The organism is Vibrio sp. RM-41-2B, assembly GCF_024744415.1.
GTDB lineage: Bacteria > Pseudomonadota > Gammaproteobacteria > Enterobacterales > Vibrionaceae > Vibrio > Vibrio diabolicus.
The window spans coordinates 48447-67415 of the sequence record NZ_JAMQWD010000050.1 but is presented as its reverse complement, the minus strand read 5'-3'; the positions used below and the strand labels follow the sequence as shown (position 1 = coordinate 67415).

The 18969-nt window shown below is 45.9% G+C and carries 15 protein-coding genes; 1 reads left to right on the top strand and 14 read right to left on the bottom strand.

Going from position 1 to position 18969, the window contains the following annotated elements; all coding sequences use genetic code 11:
• Nucleotides 1-13: 13 nt before the first annotated feature.
• From ispD to rlmD, 7 genes are all read right to left on the bottom strand, one after another.
• The gene (gene ispD, locus NB463_RS20310; protein ID WP_065646112.1) at nt 14-718 is read right to left on the bottom strand and encodes a 2-C-methyl-D-erythritol 4-phosphate cytidylyltransferase; all 705 of its coding nucleotides are present in this window, start codon (nt 716-718) and stop codon (nt 14-16) included.
• Between the two features lies 1 nt (nt 719).
• Entirely contained in the window at nt 720-1001 is a 282-nt protein-coding gene (gene ftsB / locus NB463_RS20305; RefSeq protein ID WP_005380907.1) for a cell division protein FtsB, read from the bottom strand.
• A 464-nt stretch (nt 1002-1465) separates the two neighbouring features.
• Nucleotides 1466-2767 (bottom strand): phosphopyruvate hydratase, encoded by a 1302-nt coding sequence (gene eno / locus NB463_RS20300; protein ID WP_005383785.1) that lies wholly within the window; start codon nt 2765-2767, stop codon nt 1466-1468.
• Nucleotides 2768-2845: 78 nt separating this feature from the next.
• Nucleotides 2846-4486: a CTP synthase gene (locus tag NB463_RS20295; protein WP_005393892.1), complete on the bottom strand. Its 1641-nt coding sequence runs from the start codon at nt 4484-4486 to the stop codon at nt 2846-2848.
• A 211-nt stretch (nt 4487-4697) separates the two neighbouring features.
• Nucleotides 4698-5495 carry a nucleoside triphosphate pyrophosphohydrolase gene (gene mazG, locus NB463_RS20290; RefSeq protein WP_257889247.1) on the bottom strand — a complete coding sequence of 266 codons (798 nt, stop codon included), beginning with the start codon at nt 5493-5495 and terminating at the stop codon, nt 4698-4700.
• 206 nt (nt 5496-5701) lie between these two features.
• Nucleotides 5702-7921 (bottom strand): GTP diphosphokinase, encoded by a 2220-nt coding sequence (gene relA, locus NB463_RS20285; RefSeq protein ID WP_005393896.1) that lies wholly within the window; start codon nt 7919-7921, stop codon nt 5702-5704.
• Nucleotides 7922-8044: 123 nt separating this feature from the next.
• Nucleotides 8045-9364, bottom strand: coding sequence for a 23S rRNA (uracil(1939)-C(5))-methyltransferase RlmD (rlmD, locus tag NB463_RS20280; RefSeq protein ID WP_258432147.1), 1320 nt, complete (start codon nt 9362-9364; stop codon nt 8045-8047).
• Nucleotides 9365-9556: 192 nt separating this feature from the next.
• On the opposite strand from rlmD, the gene barA reads away from it, so the two are divergent.
• On the top strand, nt 9557-12355 hold the full coding sequence (barA, locus tag NB463_RS20275) for a two-component sensor histidine kinase BarA (RefSeq protein ID WP_258432146.1): 2799 nt from the start codon (nt 9557-9559) through the stop codon (nt 12353-12355).
• A 69-nt stretch (nt 12356-12424) separates the two neighbouring features.
• Here barA and acpS read toward each other — a convergent pair whose 3' ends face one another.
• The 7 genes from acpS to lepA form a co-directional block, all read right to left on the bottom strand.
• On the bottom strand, nt 12425-12805 hold the full coding sequence (acpS, locus tag NB463_RS20270; protein ID WP_005380927.1) for a holo-ACP synthase: 381 nt from the start codon (nt 12803-12805) through the stop codon (nt 12425-12427).
• A gap of 10 nt (nt 12806-12815) precedes the next feature.
• Nucleotides 12816-13550: a pyridoxine 5'-phosphate synthase gene (gene pdxJ, locus NB463_RS20265; protein WP_258432145.1), complete on the bottom strand. Its 735-nt coding sequence runs from the start codon at nt 13548-13550 to the stop codon at nt 12816-12818.
• Nucleotides 13547-14278, bottom strand: a complete 732-nt coding sequence (gene recO, locus NB463_RS20260) for a DNA repair protein RecO (RefSeq protein WP_005384578.1) — start codon at nt 14276-14278, stop codon at nt 13547-13549. The genes pdxJ and recO overlap by 4 nt, the downstream gene beginning before the upstream one ends.
• A gap of 115 nt (nt 14279-14393) precedes the next feature.
• Entirely contained in the window at nt 14394-15356 is a 963-nt protein-coding gene (gene era, locus NB463_RS20255; RefSeq protein WP_054575403.1) for a GTPase Era, read from the bottom strand.
• Nucleotides 15349-16026: a ribonuclease III gene (gene rnc / locus NB463_RS20250; RefSeq protein WP_005380932.1), complete on the bottom strand. Its 678-nt coding sequence runs from the start codon at nt 16024-16026 to the stop codon at nt 15349-15351. The genes era and rnc overlap by 8 nt, the downstream gene beginning before the upstream one ends.
• Before the next feature lie 20 nt (nt 16027-16046).
• The gene (gene lepB / locus NB463_RS20245) at nt 16047-16946 is read right to left on the bottom strand and encodes a signal peptidase I (RefSeq protein ID WP_005380933.1); all 900 of its coding nucleotides are present in this window, start codon (nt 16944-16946) and stop codon (nt 16047-16049) included.
• 104 nt (nt 16947-17050) lie between these two features.
• On the bottom strand, nt 17051-18844 hold the full coding sequence (gene lepA / locus NB463_RS20240; RefSeq protein WP_005393909.1) for a translation elongation factor 4: 1794 nt from the start codon (nt 18842-18844) through the stop codon (nt 17051-17053).
• Nucleotides 18845-18969 lie beyond the last annotated feature (125 nt).

The following is an 18969-nucleotide window of genomic DNA, read 5'->3' as shown; positions in this document are numbered from 1 at the left end:
TATCCTTTCTTTTTTAGCCGCGCTCACGGCTCAGATAAAACTCGGCTAACGCGAGATCTTCTGGCTGAGTAATTTTTATGTTATTCGCATTACCCTGGACTAAAGCAGGCGTTTCGCCCAACCACTCTAAAGCCGATGCTTCATCCGTGATGGCTACGCCTTGTTCTAATGCGTCAGCCAGTGCTCGAGTCAGTTGTTGAGTTTTAAACATTTGTGGAGTTAATGCATGCCACAATGCTTCTCTCTCTACCGTATGACCGATATCTTGTGCTGCATTTGCTCGCTTCATTGTGTCTCTCACTGGAGATGCGAGGATGCCACCCGTTGGGTGAGCGCAGCAAACATCAATCAAACGGTCAATGTCGGATGTTAATACACATGGCCTTGCAGCGTCGTGGACCAATACCCACTCGCTTTCCAGATGTTCATTGACATAGTTTAGCCCTGAAAGTACGGAATCAGCGCGCTCTTTGCCACCCGCGACTTGAATTACATCGGGATGGTTCGCGATGGTTAACTCAGGGAAATAAGGGTCACCTTCGGTAATGGCGACAACCACTTTCGAAATTCGTGGGTGCGACAGCAACTTTTCTACAGTGTGTTCCAGCACCGCTTTTCCGTCGATCAATAAATATTGCTTAGGGCGGTCAGCCTTCATTCGACTACCGACACCGGCAGCAGGAACAATTGCGACATGCGATGAGTTCACATCCAACATTTTAATGGTTTTCCTCACCTATAATGCGGTAGAAAGTCTCGCCATCTTTAACTAAACCAAGCTCATGACGCGCACGTTCTTCAATCGCATCAAGACCTTGCCTTAAGTCATCAATCTCAGCAAACATTTCATTATTGCGAGCTTGTAGCTTGCTGTTCACTTGTTGCTGAACTTCAATTTCATCTTTTACTGTGTAGTAGTCAGACACTCCGTTTTTACCAAACCATAGAGTGTATTGAAGCAAGCCAAACAGTAGCGTAAGGGCTATAACAAAGATTCGCATATCGCTGCTAACATTCTGTACCGGAAGGAATTAGATAAGGTGACATATATAGCATAAATGCGAGGTTGCCTCTAGGGGAGAAAGGGAGACTCACACGCTCCTTACAAGAAATAAGCAGCAAAATGAAACAAAGACATATGAAGCTATTCTTAGCACTCACCAAAGTAAGACCAAGAAATACAAGCCTATAGATACAAAAACACCCCGCAAAATCAGGGTATTTCAAAGCTTCAACCTAAGCGGTTAATCCAATGAAGAACTAAGCTTGAGCTTCTTTAAGACCGCTTCTTTGAAACATGGAGGAGCGTGCTCACCTAGAGCTTCCTCGATGCAGATAAATGGGTTGCTTTCTTTAGGTATGGCAGCAACACGGCCAGAACGGCTCATCGCTCTTAAATAAAAAACGCCCCACCGAAGTGGAGCGTTTCTAGAAAGCTATTTAGCTAAACTTATTCAATTAAGAATTAAGCTTGACCTTTAACTTCTTTAAGACCGTTGAAAGGAGCGCGCTCACCTAGAGCTTCCTCGATACGGATTAGTTGGTTGTACTTAGCAACACGGTCAGAACGGCTCATAGAACCAGTTTTGATTTGACCTGCAGCAGTACCTACCGCTAGATCAGCGATAGTTGCATCTTCAGTTTCGCCAGAACGGTGAGAGATTACTGCTGTGTAACCTGCGTCTTTAGCCATCTTGATTGCAGCTAGAGTCTCAGTTAGAGAACCGATTTGGTTGAACTTGATAAGGATAGAGTTAGCTACGCCTTTCTCGATACCTTCAGCAAGGATCTTAGTGTTAGTAACGAATAGGTCGTCACCTACTAGTTGAAGTTTGTCACCTAGTAGTTCAGTTTGGTGCTTGAAGCCATCCCAGTCAGACTCGTCTAGACCGTCTTCGATAGAAACGATTGGGAATTGGTTAGCTAGCTCAGCTAGGTAGTGGTTGAACTCTTCAGAAGTGAAAGTTTTACCTTCGCCTTTCATGTTGTAGATGCCTGCTTCTTTGTCGAAGAACTCAGATGCTGCACAGTCCATAGCTAGAGTAACGTCTTTACCTAGTTCGTAACCAGCAGCTGCAACAGCTTCTGCGATAACTTCTAGAGCTTCAGCGTTAGATTTAAGGTTAGGAGCGAAACCACCTTCGTCACCAACTGCAGTGCTGTAGCCTTTAGACTTAAGAACTTTAGCTAGGTTGTGGAATACTTCTGCACCGATACGTAGACCTTCTTTAAGAGTCTTAGCACCAACTGGTTGGATCATGAACTCTTGGATGTCAACGTTGTTGTCTGCGTGCTCACCACCGTTGATGATGTTCATCATTGGTAGAGGCATAGAGAACTGACCAGCTGTACCGTTTAGTTCAGCGATGTGCTCGTATAGAGGCATGCCTTTCGCTGCTGCAGCAGCTTTAGCGTTTGCTAGAGAAACAGCTAGGATAGCGTTAGCACCGAATTTAGATTTGTTTTCAGTGCCGTCTAGTTCGATCATTACTGCGTCGATTGCAGCTTGGTCTTTAGCGTCTTTGCCAACTAGAGCTTCAGCGATTGGGCCGTTTACAGCTTCAACTGCTTTAAGAACACCTTTACCTAGGAAACGGGCTTTGTCACCGTCACGTAGCTCAAGAGCTTCGCGAGAACCAGTAGATGCGCCAGATGGAGCTGCCGCCATACCTACGAAACCGCCTTCTAGGTGTACTTCAGCTTCTACAGTTGGGTTACCACGTGAGTCGATGATTTCACGACCTAGAACTTTAACGATCTTAGACATTAATGTTTCCTCTCGTTTCAAATATAAATGTCAATTTTAAAGGGCAGCAGCACAACCTTCGCCGCCGCCCGTATCCTTTTACTTCTCGAATTCGCCGCGTGCGTTTTGGCCCGCAGCCTTAACGAAACCTGCAAACAATGGGTGGCCATCGCGAGGAGTCGATGTGAATTCTGGGTGGAACTGAGCCGCTACAAACCATGGGTGAGCTGGGTTCTCAATCATTTCCACTAACTTCTTGTCCGCTGATAGGCCAGAAACTTTCAGACCTGCTTTTTCGATTTGCGGACGAAGCACATTATTCACTTCGTAACGGTGACGGTGACGTTCATGGATCGTCGCGCTACCGTAAAGTTCACGAGCTTTCGTACCTTTCTCTAGGTGACATAGCTGTGAACCAAGACGCATCGTACCACCTAGGTCAGACTTTTCAGTACGCTCTTCTACGTTACCTGACTCGTCTACCCACTCTGTGATCAAACCTACCACAGGGTACTTAGTCTCTTTGTTAAATTCTGTTGAATGTGCACCTTCCATACCCGCAACGTTACGCGCGTATTCAATTAGTGCAACTTGCATACCCAAACAAATACCTAGGTAAGGCACATTGTTTTCACGTGCATATTGAGCCGCACGGATCTTGCCTTCAATACCACGATCGCCGAAGCCACCTGGAACTAGGATCGCGTCTAAGCCTTCTAGCAGCTCAACGCCTTTTGTTTCGATATCTTGTGAGTCTACATACTTAATTGTGACACTTAGACGGTTTTTCAAGCCAGCGTGTTTAAGCGCTTCGTTCACAGACTTGTATGCATCTGGCAATTCAGTGTATTTACCAACCATACCGATGGTTACTTCACCAGTAGGATTTGCTTCTTCGTAAATAACCTGTTCCCACTCAGAAAGGTCAGCTTCAGGAGCTGTGATGCCAAAGCGAGCACACACAAGATCATCTAGACCTTGAGACTTGATCAATTGAGGAATCTTGTAGATAGAATCTACGTCCTTCATTGAAATTACTGCTTTTTCTGGAACGTTACAGAATAGTGCGATTTTCTTACGTTCATTCGCTGGAATAACGCGGTCGCTACGGCAAACCAGGATATCTGGCTGAATACCGATAGATAGAAGTTCTTTTACAGAGTGTTGAGTTGGCTTAGTTTTCACTTCGCCCGCTGCCGCTAGGTAAGGAACAAGTGTTAGGTGCATGAACATTGCGCGCTCACGGCCTAGTTCAACGGCTAGCTGACGAATCGCTTCCATAAATGGTAGTGATTCGATATCACCAACGGTACCGCCAACTTCAACGATAGCCACATCATGGCCTTCAGAGCCAGCAATTACACGGTCTTTGATCGCGTTAGTGATGTGAGGGATAACTTGAATAGTTGCGCCTAGGTAGTCACCACGACGTTCTTTACGAAGTACGTCGGCATAAACACGACCTGCAGTGAAGTTGTTACGCTTGGTCATCTTGGTACGGATGAAACGCTCGTAGTGACCAAGGTCAAGGTCAGTCTCTGCGCCATCTTCTGTAACGAACACTTCACCGTGCTGAGTAGGGCTCATTGTGCCCGGGTCAACGTTGATGTAAGGGTCAAGCTTCATCATAGTCACTTTAAGACCACGAGCTTCTAGAATAGCCGCAAGAGATGCTGCTGCAATACCTTTACCTAGAGAGGATACAACCCCGCCAGTAACAAAAATGTAATTTGTCGTCATGTTTAACCTGAAATTGGTTGAATGAGGGAAATGGAGTGCTTCTGGACGGGAGATAAATATACCAGAAGCTCCTTACCGCCACAACGTGAAATCTATCACACCGTAATTTTTTATTTTTTGCTTCAAATCAAAGTGAGCAAAGACAAACCAAAGTCCGTTTTCGTGTTAAGAGGCAAACTGGCCTCATATTGTATATTCCGCTTATTTTCCCCTATATAGACTCTTCTCGCTTTACTTCATCCCAGAAATCGTCGAGCTCTGATAAAGAACAATCTGTAAGCGCTTTGCCTGACTGCTGGACCTTTCCTTCAACTTGCTTAAAACGTCTCGCAAACTTTAAGTTTGCTTTACCTAGTGCGACTTCTGGGTTTTTATCAAGATGGCGTGCCAAATTGACGGTCGCAAATAGCAAATCGCCGAGTTCCAACTCCACTTTTTCTTCATCAGGCTGAACTTGTAGTGCTTCTTCCATGACTTCATCAATTTCTTCTCGCACCTTATCGACGACCGGGCCAAGAGAGTCCCAGTCAAATCCATATTTCGCACATTTTTTCTGTATCTTTGTAGCACGAGAAAGTGCTGGCAAAGAGTTTGGTATTGAGTCTAGGATACTTTCTTCCGCTTTGCCTACCTGCGCTTTTTCTTTTGCTTTTTCCGCTTCCCAGTTGGCGTTGATTTCCTCGTCCGATTCAAACTCAACATCTGAAAAAACATGCGGATGGCGACGAGTCAGTTTTTCATTCACGGTTTCGACGACATCCGAAAAGTCGAACAGCTCTTGCTCTTTCGCTAGCTGACTGTAAAAAATCACCTGAAACAACAAATCCCCTAGCTCTTCTTTTAGATTGGTCCAGTCTCGATTTTGAATCGCGTCCACCACTTCGTAAGTTTCTTCGATGGTGTGCGGAACGATGGTGTCAAAGGTTTGTTTTAAGTCCCAAGGGCAACCGTTTTCTGGGTCACGCAACTTCGCCATGATTTGTTCTAACTGTTCAATTGGATGACTCATTTTTTGTTCCTTTAAACCTTTCTACTAAAGAAAAAGGTGAGCAGCCAAAACCACTCACCTTAAGTTATTTCATTGGTCGGTTTTTACTAAACAGTTAGCTCTTTTAGCAAGGCAGCAAACTTATGAGCCTCCTGAGCATAGCCAGCTATGTGATGGAGCGACTAAGTGCAGCTAACGCAGATAAAAAGCCAAATGTGACGTAAAAACTAGCCGAGGCGTTTCACCGTCATGACATCCTTTATTTGTTCTACCCGCTTCGAAACACGAGAAAGCACCTCAATATTGGTGACTTCTAGGTCAAAGTCCATGATGGCAAGTTGACGTCTGTAATCGACTCGGTTCTTCATACTGGTCACTTTGATCTTTTCGTTGGCGAACAGTGTCGTAATGTCTTTGAGTAGACCACCTCGCTCCATCGCTTCAACACGGACGGTGAGGATGTATGACCCGACGAAGCCGCTGCCCCAGACAGTATCGATGATACGCTCTGGCGCGTGATGGCGCAGTTCTTCTAGCTGTTCACAGTCACTACGGTGTACTGAAATCCCGCGGCCTTGCGTGATGTAGCCACAGATATCGTCACCTGGAATTGGCTGACAGCAACGCGCTAGGTGCGTCATTAGGTTATCAACGCCTTCTACAACGACGGCGTCTTTTTTCGGTCGGCTTTGCGCTGGTGATTTGTGCTCTGCTTCTTGCAGTTTTTCCAGTGCTTGCTGGTCTTCTTCTTCTGCCGTTGGCTTGTTAACGAGCGCATTAATATGGTTAATGATTTGGTTGATACGCAAATCACCGCTACCAACACCAACGTAAAGCTCATCTGGTGTTTTGACGTTAAACCGTTTGAGAGCGTAATGCTCAGCATCTTTTAACGTTGCGCCAATTTTTGCTAACTCATGTTCAAGAATTTCACGACCCGCTTCGAGGTTCTTCTCACGGCTTTGCTTTCGGAACCAGGCGTTAATTTTGGCACGCGCGCGGCCAGAATGAACGAAGCCTAATGATGGGTTTAACCAGTCACGTGATGGGTTAGGCTCTTTCTGAGTGATAATCTCAACCTGATCCCCCATATGTAGTTTATGAGTAAACGGTACGATGCGGCCTCCGACTTTGGCGCCGATACAACGGTGTCCCACTTCGGAGTGAATATGGTAGGCAAAATCTAGCGGCGTTGCCCCCATTGGTAAATCGACAACATCGCCGCGAGGTGTAAAGGCATAGACGCGATCATCAAAGACTTGGCTGCGCAGCTCATCGAGCATTTCGCCAGAGTCAGACATTTCTTCTTGCCAATCCAGTAGCTTACGCAGCCACGTGATCTTCTCATCATAACCGCTTCGGCTGCTTGCCCCTTCTTTATATTTCCAGTGCGCTGCAACCCCCAGTTCCGACTCTTCATGCATTTGCTTGGTACGAATCTGGATCTCGATGGTTTTGCCTTCTGGCCCTAGAATTACTGTATGGATCGATTGATAACCGTTTGGTTTAGGGTTAGCAACGTAGTCATCAAACTCGCTCGGTAGGTGCTTGTATTTGGTGTGAACTACGCCTAAAGCCGCGTAACAATCTTGCAGTTTGTCTGCGATGATACGTACTGCTCGAACATCAAACAGCTCATCGAATGCCAAACTCTTCTTCTGCATTTTTCGCCAAATGCTGTAGATGTGCTTAGGTCGCCCACTCACTTCGGCATTAATACCTGACACTTCCATTTCGTGCGTGAGGTCTTCAACAAAGTCTTTGATGTACTGCTCACGAACGATGCGTCGCTCAGAAAGCTGCTTGGCAATTTGTTTGTAAGTTTCCGGCTGTTGGTAGCGGAAAGCGTAATCTTCAATTTCCCATTTCAGCTGACCGATGCCTAATCGGTTTGCTAGCGGCGCATAGATGTTGGCACACTCTTTTGCCGCCGCACGTCGAACCTCATCAGGCGCTTTTTTAACTTCAATAAGATTACAAATTCGTTCCGCGAGCTTGATAACCACGCAGCGGAAGTCATCCACCATGGCAAGCAGCATGCGGCGTACGTTATCTACCTGAGATGACGCTGCACTGCCTTCCATGTTGACGTTGAGTTGGCCAATAGCAGCCATTTCTTCAACGCCGTCGATTAATTTTATGATTTCTTTGCTGTATTTCTCTTCCAGAATTTCTCTGTTAAAAGCACCACTTGAAACCAAAGGAAACAGTTGAGCAGCCACTAAAGTGGCTTGATCCATAGACAAGGTGATCAAAATTTCGATCATTTCTCGTCCACGCCACAACAACAGCTCCGCTTGCTCGTTATCAGCTAATACCGTCTGGCAATCTCGATATACTTCGATTAAGCGTGAGGCTGTGTTTTTCTCTTGTCCTAGGCTAGCCACCCAGTTTTCGAGTTCAAACTGTTCATCTTGGTTTAAATGCGCGCTTCTTACCGCAACCATCTCATCATCCTAATTATTATATTCGTGTGGTTTGACTAACACCGTCCAGGTTAGTTCTTTTTACCGCGCGTACACGCTGGCTTTATGACCACCCACCACAAATAAGGGGTCAAAGTCCTAAAGTTAGGACTTTTCAAACAATGCCATCGATTCTAGATGACTGGTATGAGGGAACATGTCCAACATACCTAATTTAGTTAATTTATAGCCTTGCTCTATCAAGCTTTGACTATCCCTAGCAAGGGTAGCAGGATTACAAGAAACATAAACTACACGCTGTGCGCCAAGCTCAGAAACTTGATCGATGATCCCACTTGCCCCCGCGCGTGCTGGGTCTAACAGCACTTTATCAAACCGTTCTGCCGCCCAGACCTGCCCTTCAAAATCTTGCTCAAGGTTAGCGTGATAAAATTGCGCATTATTGATTTGGTTCAAGGATGCATTATTTGTGGCTTTTTCGACCATCTCTGCAACACCTTCAACCCCAACCACGTGCTTAGCTAACTTCGCAATCGGTAAACTGAAGTTGCCTACGCCGCAGAACAAATCTAACACTCGGTCACTCTTTTGCGGGTCTAACCACTCAACCGCTTGCTTGACCATTTTTTGGTTTACGGCTTGGTTCACTTGAATGAAATTATTTGGCGCAAAAGGAATTTTCACGCCAACTTCTTGATAAAAAGGCATATCACCTTCAACAAGGTTTAGCTGATCTGTTGCTGGCATTAAGTACAGCGATGCATTACGACGTTTTGCCAGCTCCGTTAGAGATTGAGTTTCACTCGCTGTCAGAGCACTCAAGTGACGCAACGTAATACACGGCCCATTATCACCAAGTACCAGCTCTACATGGCCCAATTGCTCCGGCTTTTTAAACGCTTTTAGTGCTGAATAAATCTCTGGAAGCAGAACGTTCAGTTCCGGCGCCAGCACTGGGCAGTCGGTCACTTGCGCGATTTGCTTACTCTGCTTTTTACGGAAACCAAAATGTAGCTGACGTGTTTTTTTATCGACAAATAAGCTCACTCGCGCACGACGACGATAGGCCAGTGAATCCCCTAATAATGGCGCATCAAGCTCGATATCATTGCCTGAAAATTTTCGCATCAGCTGACGCAGTGTTTGCTGTTTGTACGTCAATTGTTGGTCATAATCTAGATGTTGCAAATCACAGCCACCACACTCGTGGTAATGCGGACAAAATGGCTCCACGCGAGTGTCACTCGGCTTGAGAATCTTAATCAGTTTACCGCGAGCAAATTTACTTTTTTCTTCCACTAATTGTGTGACGACTTCTTCTCCCGGCAATGCGCCATCAATAAACAGCGGTTTTTTCTTTAGGTAAGCAATACCTGCGCCGTGGTGATCTAAACGCTCCACTTGCACCGCTTGATGACGAGTATTGAGTTGGGTTTTCTTTTTCGGTTGAAAGATGCGTGCCATGCTCTATGCCTGATTTATGTCTAATTGCTCTTCGGCTTCACTATTCTTGATTGCAGCCGTTGTGTGATTCGAGTGACTTGATTATGCTTACCGTTTATTAGGTGACGTCACTTCTTTGCTCAACGCCTTATCGTGCGCTTGAGAAATAATGCGTTATTTTCCCATATCCAGACTCCGATGTAATTAGATAACATGACCAGATATGGCTTACGAGCACGTGTAATTACACTGACTCTCGCTCCCACTCTCATCATTGGTTTATTACTGAGCGGCTTTTTCTCATTTAATCGCTACCAAGACCTTGAGAAACAAGTTATCACCACTGGTAACAGCATCATTGAGCCGTTAGCAATTGCCAGTGAAACTCATCTACTATCAGAAAGCCGAGAGGCGGTACGTCGTTTGATAAGCTACGCCCATCGCAAAAACTCTAAACTGGTTCGTAGTATCGCGGTGTTTGATGAACATCATGAGCTCTTCGTGACATCTAACTTTCACCCTAATTTCGAAGCCTTGATGTTCCCTAAAGATAAACCGATCCCGCAACTGGGCAATTCGGAAATCTACGAAAACTCACTGATATTGCGCGTACCTATTTTATCCGAGGGTCACTATTTAGCGGAGTTGTCGAACGAAAGCCAAGGAACTAAAGCAATTGGTTATATTGCCGTTGAGTTAGATCTCTCCTCTTTAAGGCTGCAACAGTATCAAGAAGTTTTCTCTGCTTTTTTAGTTCTTATACTCGGTCTTGGCTTGGCAAGTGTGTTTGCTTCACGTCTGATGCACGATGTTACCCAGCCTATCACCCACATGAAGAATGTCGTTGACCGCATTCGCCGTGGTCACTTAGACGTGCGTATCGAAGGTAAAATGCACGGTGAGTTAGACCAACTGAAAAACGGTATTAACGCCATGGCGGTATCGCTATCGGAATATCACGTGGAGATGCAGCACAGTATAGACCAAGCCACATCAGACTTGCGTGAAACGCTTGAGCAGCTAGAGATTCAGAACGTTGAGTTAGATATCGCGAAGAAACGCGCGCAAGAAGCGGCCAGGGTTAAATCTGAGTTCTTGGCGAACATGTCGCACGAACTGCGTACTCCGCTCAATGGGGTGATTGGCTTTACTCGTCAAATGCTTAAAACGCAGCTTTCTAACAGCCAAACTGATTACCTACAGACGATTGAGAAGTCGGCGAACAATCTACTGAACATCATCAATGACATTCTCGACTTCTCGAAACTTGAGGCGGGTAAGCTGGCGCTGGAAAACATTCCGTTTGATTTCCGAGAAAGTTTAGAAGAAGTGATTAACCTACAAGCCACGAGTGCACATGAGAAAGGGTTAGAAATCACCCTAAAAGTGGACCCTAAAATTCCACCGGGTTTAGTTGGGGATCCACTACGTATCCAGCAAATTTTGACGAACTTAGTCGGTAACTCAATCAAGTTTACCGAGCGAGGCAACATTGATGTTAGTGTTGAAATGCGCTCTCAATCTGGGGACTCCGTCGAGTTACAGTTCATGGTGCGCGATACAGGTATTGGTATCTCTGAGCGTCAGCAAGCGCAGTTGTTCCAAGCCTTTAGCCAAGCGGATGCCAGTATTTCACGTCGTTACGGCGGTACTGGCCTTGGTCTGGTTATCACTCAGAAACTGGTGAGCCAGATGGGCGGCGAAATCAGTTTAACCAGCCGTCTACACCAAGGTTCGACGTTCTGGTTTACGGTGCGCTTGCACTCAACCGAAATGCCGATGAGCGAACTGATTGAAGTGGAACTTCTAACGGGCAAGCAGTTGCTGTTGATTGAACCAAACATGCAAGCCGCGTCCGTCACCCAGCAGATTCTAAGTCAAGAAGGTATCTTAGTGACCTACCGTTCTTCGCTACCGAAAAACGAAGAACAATATGACTATGTATTACTGAATTTAGCTGCGAATCAAACGCATGATACAGACGTCATTACACCTTGGATAGAGCAAGCGAAACGCATGGCTCCGAGTGTGATCCTAGGGACGCCGAGTACCGAACTGGCACTTGCCGACCAAATTATGACAGAGCATCACGTCCAGTGCCTGACGAAACCATTGTCTCGCCGTAAGTTGCTACAAAGCCTGATTAGCGAACATGTAGAATCGCCACCGGTATTAAGCGCTCCAATTACGCCAAGCGAAGGGGACCGTTTACCTCTCACTGTACTAGCAGTGGATGACAACCCTGCAAACTTGAAGCTGATCTCTGCACTACTCCGCGAACGAGTAGAAACCGTCACCGCCTGTAGCAATGGCCAGCAAGCGGTGAACCTGGCGACAGAGAAAAAGTACGATTTAATCTTCATGGATATTCAAATGCCACAAATGGATGGTGTGACCGCTTGTAAGCACATTAAAGAGTTGGAGCTAAATAAAGACACGCCAGTGATTGCGGTAACGGCGCATGCCATGGCAGGGGAACGAGACCGCTTGCTCTCGGCAGGAATGGATGACTACTTGACCAAACCTATTGAAGAGCATGTGCTACAACAGGTTTTGGTTCACTGGAACCCAAATGCTTGTACAGAGAGCATTGGCAAAGTCGCCCCTTCATACGTTGATGAACCTGAAGGAAGCGCACCACAATCCGTCTCTTCACCTCAACAGGATGTGATTATTGATTGGCAAGCGGCCTTGAAACAGAGCGCGAATAAAGAGGATCTCGCCAAAGATATGCTGCGCATGTTGATTGAGTTCATCCCTGAAGTAGAAGCAGTCGTTGACCAAGCTCTGGAGCAAGAAGATATCTCTCGTGATGACCTAATTCATGTCATCCATAAGCTGCACGGCAGTAGTTCATATTGTGGCGTTCCAAGGCTGAAGTCACTCTGTGCGACGCTTGAGCAAGCACTGCGCTCAGGGATCAGTATTGAGGAGGTTGAGCCTGAAATGTTCGAGCTGCAAGATGAAATGATTAAAGTAACAACAACCGCAAAGTTATACCTTGAACAGTGATCTATTGAAGAGAAACAAAAGCCAGAGCAAATGCTCTGGCTTTTTAGTATTTTGTTTAAGACTTACAAGCTAGGATTCAAAAATGACCGTCGCCACAGCGTAATGACGCTCATCGGAAATGGACAGGTGAATGTGGTTAACACCCATCGCATCCGCTATTTGCTTGGCTGTGCCCGTCAATGCGAGTACTGGTTTTCCAAGCTCATCGTTCGAGATGGAAAAGTCGTGAAACGTGACCCCTTTTGCGATCCCCGTTCCCAATGCTTTTGAGGCAGCTTCTTTAACAGCAAAGCGCTTAGCAAGATAACGACCTTGCAGCTTAAGCTGTGAGAATTTGGCCATTTCTTCTTCTGAAAGAATCCGCTGAGCAAAAGGTTCACCACTACGAGCTAACGCTTTTTCAATACGCTCAATTTCTGCAATGTCGGTCCCTAACCCTATAATCGCCATCTAGATAGCCCTATGACTGGCGAGCCTCAATCATCAGTGCTTTCATGTCAGCAACCGCTTTATTTAAACCATCAAATACCGCGCGACCAATGATTGAGTGACCAATGTTGAGTTCGTAAACTTCTGGTAATGCAGCAATTGGTGCGACATTGTGATAAGTCAGGCCATGCCCGGCATTAACAATAATACCTAGATCATGTGCATAACTCGCACCAGCGGCAATCTTCTTCAGTTCAGCTTGTTGTTCGTCTTCTGTCGTCGCATCTGCATAGTGGCCAGTATGTAGCTCAATAAACGGAGCACCACACTTTTTCGCAGCTTCAATCTGTTGACGGTCAGCATCAATAAAGAGCGAAACTTTAATTCCCGCATCTGTCAGCTTTTTCGTCGCAGCTTTAATTTTTTCAAGCTGCCCTACTACATCTAAGCCACCTTCCGTCGTCAGTTCTTCACGCTTTTCAGGCACTAGACACACAAACTCTGGTTTAGTTTGCAGCGCAATCTCAACCATTTCGTCCGTCACTGCCATCTCTAGATTCATACGCGTTTGAATGGTTTCACGCAGAATACGTACATCACGATCCAAAATATGGCGACGGTCTTCACGTAAGTGGATAGTGATACCGTCCGCGCCTGCACGCTCAGCAATTTCAGCAGCGTGAACAGGATCTGGGTATTTTGTACCACGTGCATTACGTAGAGTGGCAATATGGTCGATATTGACGCCTAAATAAATTGAGCTCATTTTCCGTTACTCCGTGCTCTGGGGGTCTGAATGAAAAATTCACGACTTTTTAAAGGTTTGCCGCCAAGATACGGCTTTAAGGCTATACGTGTAAAGCGTTTTGCCGCTTTTAGCTGCTCTTTAGTGACGAACCGCCGCTCACTGATAGCAATCAGTTCATTCCCTAAAAACGTGAGGTTATCGCGCCTAACCGAAGCAATAAACCCTTTCTGTTCCCGGTAACGATAGGTCATTTCTGGATCGACGGGCTCGCCGGTACCTGCACAATGCAAAAAATCCACGCCATACCCCATCGCAGACAGCAAGGCTAACTCAAAACGACGCAGTGCAGGCTCAGGGTTCTCGTTGTGCGCCAACTCGGTTAACGCATGCAAATAATCATGAAATAGTGCAGGCATCGGCACTTCAGCCATCAAAATACGGCCAATCAGTTCATTGACGTACATGGCTGAGTAGAGATTAATGCCCGTTAACGGCAAACCTAGACTTATCGGCTCGGCTTGACGCAAAGTTTTCATTGAGCCTTTCCCCGACCATTTAAGTAATAGCGGGGTAAAAGGTTGCAATGCGCCTTTTAAGTTCGAACGCTTACTGCGCGCGCCTTTGGCCATTAAAGTCATTCGGCCATATTCCTCACTAAATACATCAAGGATTAAGCTCGATTCACTGTAAGGGCGTCGGTGCAATACAAAACAGCGCTGTAAACCTTCGGAAGACAGATTACTCATCTAAGTCATTGTGCCTAAAAAGTGTGAAATAAAAAATAAGGAGCCGAGCGGCTCCTTATTTTAATCGATACTGATTTTTCATCGATGTTGGAGCGAAGCACCTTCGCAGCCAAGATTATAAATCGTCTATATAACCCAACGATCGCAACGCTCGTTCGTCGTCTGCCCAGCCAGATTTCACTTTAACCCAGGTTTCTAGGTAAACTTTACGACCGAACAATTCTTCCATATCTAAACGCGCTTCGCGACCAATGGTTTTAATCTTCTCGCCGCCTTTGCCAATCACCATTTTCTTCTGACCATTACGCTCAACAAGAATCAAGGCATTGATGTGGAAACCGTCGGTTTCGGGGTTATAATCAAAACGTTCAATTTCAACCGTTACTGAGTATGGCAGCTCTTCACCAGTAAAGCGCATCAGCTTTTCACGCACAATCTCAGACGCCATAAAACGCTGAGAACGGTCAGTCACGTATTCTTCTGGGAAGTGATGCGTTGCTTTAGGTAAGTGATTACGCACGTGCTTACGCAGTACGTCAATGTTCTTACCTTGCTTGGCAGAGATTGGCACAACATCCACGAAGTCCATCTTCTTAGACATCTCCGCCATGTGTAGCATCACGTCATTACGATCTTGTACGTTGTCGACTTTGTTTACACAAAGCACAACTGGGAAGTTCGATTTTTGAAGTTTGGTCAGCACCATCTCATCGTCTTTAGTCCAATGCGTACCATCGACTAAGAAGAACACAAGGTTTACATCACTCAATGACGAGTTAGCTGCACGGTTCATCAAACGGTTAATCGCACGCTTTTCTTCAATGTGAAGTCCAGGCGTGTCAACGTAAATCGCTTGGTAATCGCCGTCCGTATCCACACCCATAATACGGTGGCGTGTCGTTTGCGGCTTACGAGAGGTGATCGAAATCTTCTGACCCAAAATCTTGTTCAAAAGTGTCGACTTACCTACGTTTGGACGACCAACAATAGCAATAAAGCCACAGTGCTGGTTTTCTGGTGAACTTACTTCACCATTGGATGCAAAAAATGCATCGATATCGAATTCGTTATCAGCCATTTGTTAATTGCTCAAGTGCTGTTTCAGCAGCCGCTTGTTCTGCCTTGCGGCGGCTGGTGCCTTTACCGATTACAGGCTTATCCACACCTGCTACTTCGCACTCAACCGTGAACTCTTGGTTGTGCGCTTCACCTTTAATATTAGTCACTGTGTAGACAGGCAGCGGTTTTCTTCTGCCTTGTAGGAACTCTTGTAGGCGAGTTTTCGGATCTTTCTGTGAAACGCCTGGTTTAATGGCTTCAAGGCGTGACTGATACCAACTCAGTACAATGCCTCGCACAACTTCAAGATCACTGTCTAGGTAAATTGCGCCAATAATGGCTTCAACCGCATCGGCTAAAATAGAGTCTCGGCGGAAACCGCCACTCTTCAATTCACCTGGACCTAATTTTAAATAATCTCCTAGATCGAATTCACGACCCAGTTCCGCCAATGTATGTCCGCGAACCAAAGTAGCACGCATACGGCTCATGTCACCCTCGTTCACTTTCGGGAAACGATGGTACAGATCATCAGCGATGACAAAACTTAAAATTGAATCGCCCAGAAACTCAAGACGTTCATTATGCTTACTGTTGGCGCTGCGGTGAGTCAGCGCCAAGTTGATAAGCCCGGCATCTTGAAACTGGTAGCCGAGCTTTCTCTCTAGTTTATCAATTGGAGAATTCATACTCTCTCGATATAAAATGGTTAGTGAATACCACCGATGCGGTTAAAACGCACACCAGTTGGAATCCATGAAGGTAGAACGCTATCTGCGCCACGATCAAACTCGAAGCTGATCCAAATGGCGACAGCTTTGCCGACTAAGTTTGCTTCAGGAACGAAGCCCCAGTAACGGCTGTCAGCACTGTTGTCACGGTTATCACCCATCACAAAGTACTGACCTTGTGGTACAACCCACTCTGTCGTGCCGCTACGTGGGAAGTATTGCTCCACACGGTTACGAACAAGAGGGTTAACCAAAATATTGTGCTCCACGTTACCCAATTTTTCATCCAGTTGGATCATTGGAATACCGTTCGAGCTAAACTGACTTTCTTCAACATTGCTCAGTTTAACTGGTTTACACGCCGATTCACCTTGGCTTTGCACGCAAAGCTGCTTATCACTTGAATAACGCACGATATCACCAGGCAAACCAACAACACGCTTAATGTAATCCACACTTGGTTGTGGCGGGTATTTGAATACCACGATATCACCACGCTCAGGTTTACCTGTTTCAACTAACTGCGTGCGCCATACCGGATCTTTCAAGCCATAGGCGTATTTTTCTACCAAGATAAAGTCACCCACCAACAAAGTCGGCATCATTGAGCCTGATGGGATTTGAAATGGTTCGTAGATAAAAGAACGTAATACTAAAACGAACGCAATCACAGGAAAAATTGAGACGCTATTTTCAACCCACCAAGGCTGACGCTCAACTTTTTGCAAGGTCACTGCATCCAAACCATTAGACGTCTGAGCTTGAATCTCCGCCAGTTTTTCCTGACGCTTTTTCGCGAAAACCAGCTTTTCCAATAGCCAAACCACGCCAGTTACCAAAGTCGCAATAACCAGCATCAGTGAGAATGTATTCGCCATTAAATTCCCTTATCTAAAAATACGAAAGTGAAAGAGCCGAAACCCTTTCACTTATTTTAATATCTAACGTCTTAAGACCGACAAGTGTGAGACAAAGTTCAACTTTAGTCTTTACCTACGTGAAGGATGGCTAGGAACGCTTCTTGAGGCAGCTCAACGTTACCGATCTGCTTCATGCGCTTCTTACCTTCTTTCTGTTTCTTCAGAAGTTTCTTCTTACGACTTACGTCACCGCCGTAACATTTCGCGATTACGTTCTTACGCAGCTGTTTTACAGTTGAACGTGCGATAATGTGGTTACCAATCGCTGCTTGGATTGCGATATCAAACATTTGGCGAGGGATAAATTCTTTCATCTTCTCTACCAGCTGACGACCGCGAGTCTGAGACTGGTCTTTGTGTGTGATCATCGCCAATGCATCAACGGTGTCACCGTTCAGAAGAACGTCTACACGTACCATATTCGAAGCTTCAAAGCGCTGGAAGTTGTAATCCAAAGACGCATAACCACGAGAGGTCGATTTCAGACGGTCGAAGAAATCCAGTACCACTTCTGCCATTGGAATATCGTAAGTCACGGCAACCTGGTTACCGTGGTAAACCATATCGACCTGAGTACCACGCTTTTCAACACACAGCGTGATCACGTTACCTAGGTACTCTGAAGGTACTAGGATATTACAACGAGCGATCGGTTCACGAATTTCTTCAATATCATTGATCGCTGGTAGTTTGGCAGGGCTATCAACGTACAGCAGTTCACCATCGGTCTTTTCAACTTCGTAAACTACCGTTGGTGCCGTGGTGATAAGATCTAAGTCGTATTCACGCTCTAGACGCTCTTGGATAATTTCCATGTGCAGCATGCCAAGGAAACCACAACGGAAACCAAAGCCAAGTGCCGCTGAGTTTTCTGGCTCGTAGAATAGCGATGCGTCGTTTAGGCTTAATTTGCCCAGCGCATCACGGAAGTTCTCGTAATCGTCAGACGATACCGGGAACAGACCTGCGTAAACCTGAGGTTTTACTTTCTTAAAACCTGGTAGCGGTTTTTCACAGCCATTCTTAGCCATAGTCAGCGTATCACCAACTGGTGCGCCAAGGATGTCTTTAATACCACAAACCACCCAACCTACTTCACCAGTACGAAGGATGTCGGTATCTACTTGTTTTGGTGTAAAAATACCAAGACGGTCTACACCCCAAACTTGCCCCGTGCTCATCACTTTGATCTTGTCGTTCTTCTTCAGTTCGCCGTTTTTAATACGTACTAGAGAAACAACGCCAAGGTAGTTATCAAACCATGAGTCAATGATCAGCGCTTGTAGTGGCGCATCTGGGTCACCTTCCGGTGCTGGAATCGCTGACACAATGTTCTCTAGAACGTCATCAACACCGATGCCTGTCTTCGCAGAACAGCGGGTTGCTTCCATTGCATCGATACCAACGATTTCTTCAATTTCTTCTGCCACGCGCTCAGGATCGGCTGCTGGCAAATCGATCTTGTTGAGGATTGGCACGACTTCCAAATCCATCTCGATCGCGGTGTAACAGTTAGCCAGTGTTTGAGCTTCAACACCTTGACCCGCATCTACAACCAATAGCGCACCTTCACAAGCCGCTAGAGAACGTGATACTTCATATGCAAAGTCAACGTGCCCCGGAGTATCGATGAAGTTCAGCTGATACGTCTCACCGTCTTTAGCGGTGTAGTTTAGCGTCACACTCTGAGATTTAATGGTGATACCACGCTCACGTTCAAGATCCATAGAATCCAGAACCTGTGCGGCCATTTCACGATCGGTTAACCCGCCACAAACTTGGATTAGACGGTCTGATAGGGTCGACTTACCATGGTCGATGTGGGCGATAATCGAAAAGTTACGAATGTGCTTCATAGATTTAGGGTGACTAACTCTTTACAAATAGGGACAGTAAGAAACGCCATCCACTGACGGCATTTCAATCAAGTTGGCAGATTCTACCGAATTTCGTTAACGGGCGCACGTAATTTAAAGTACAT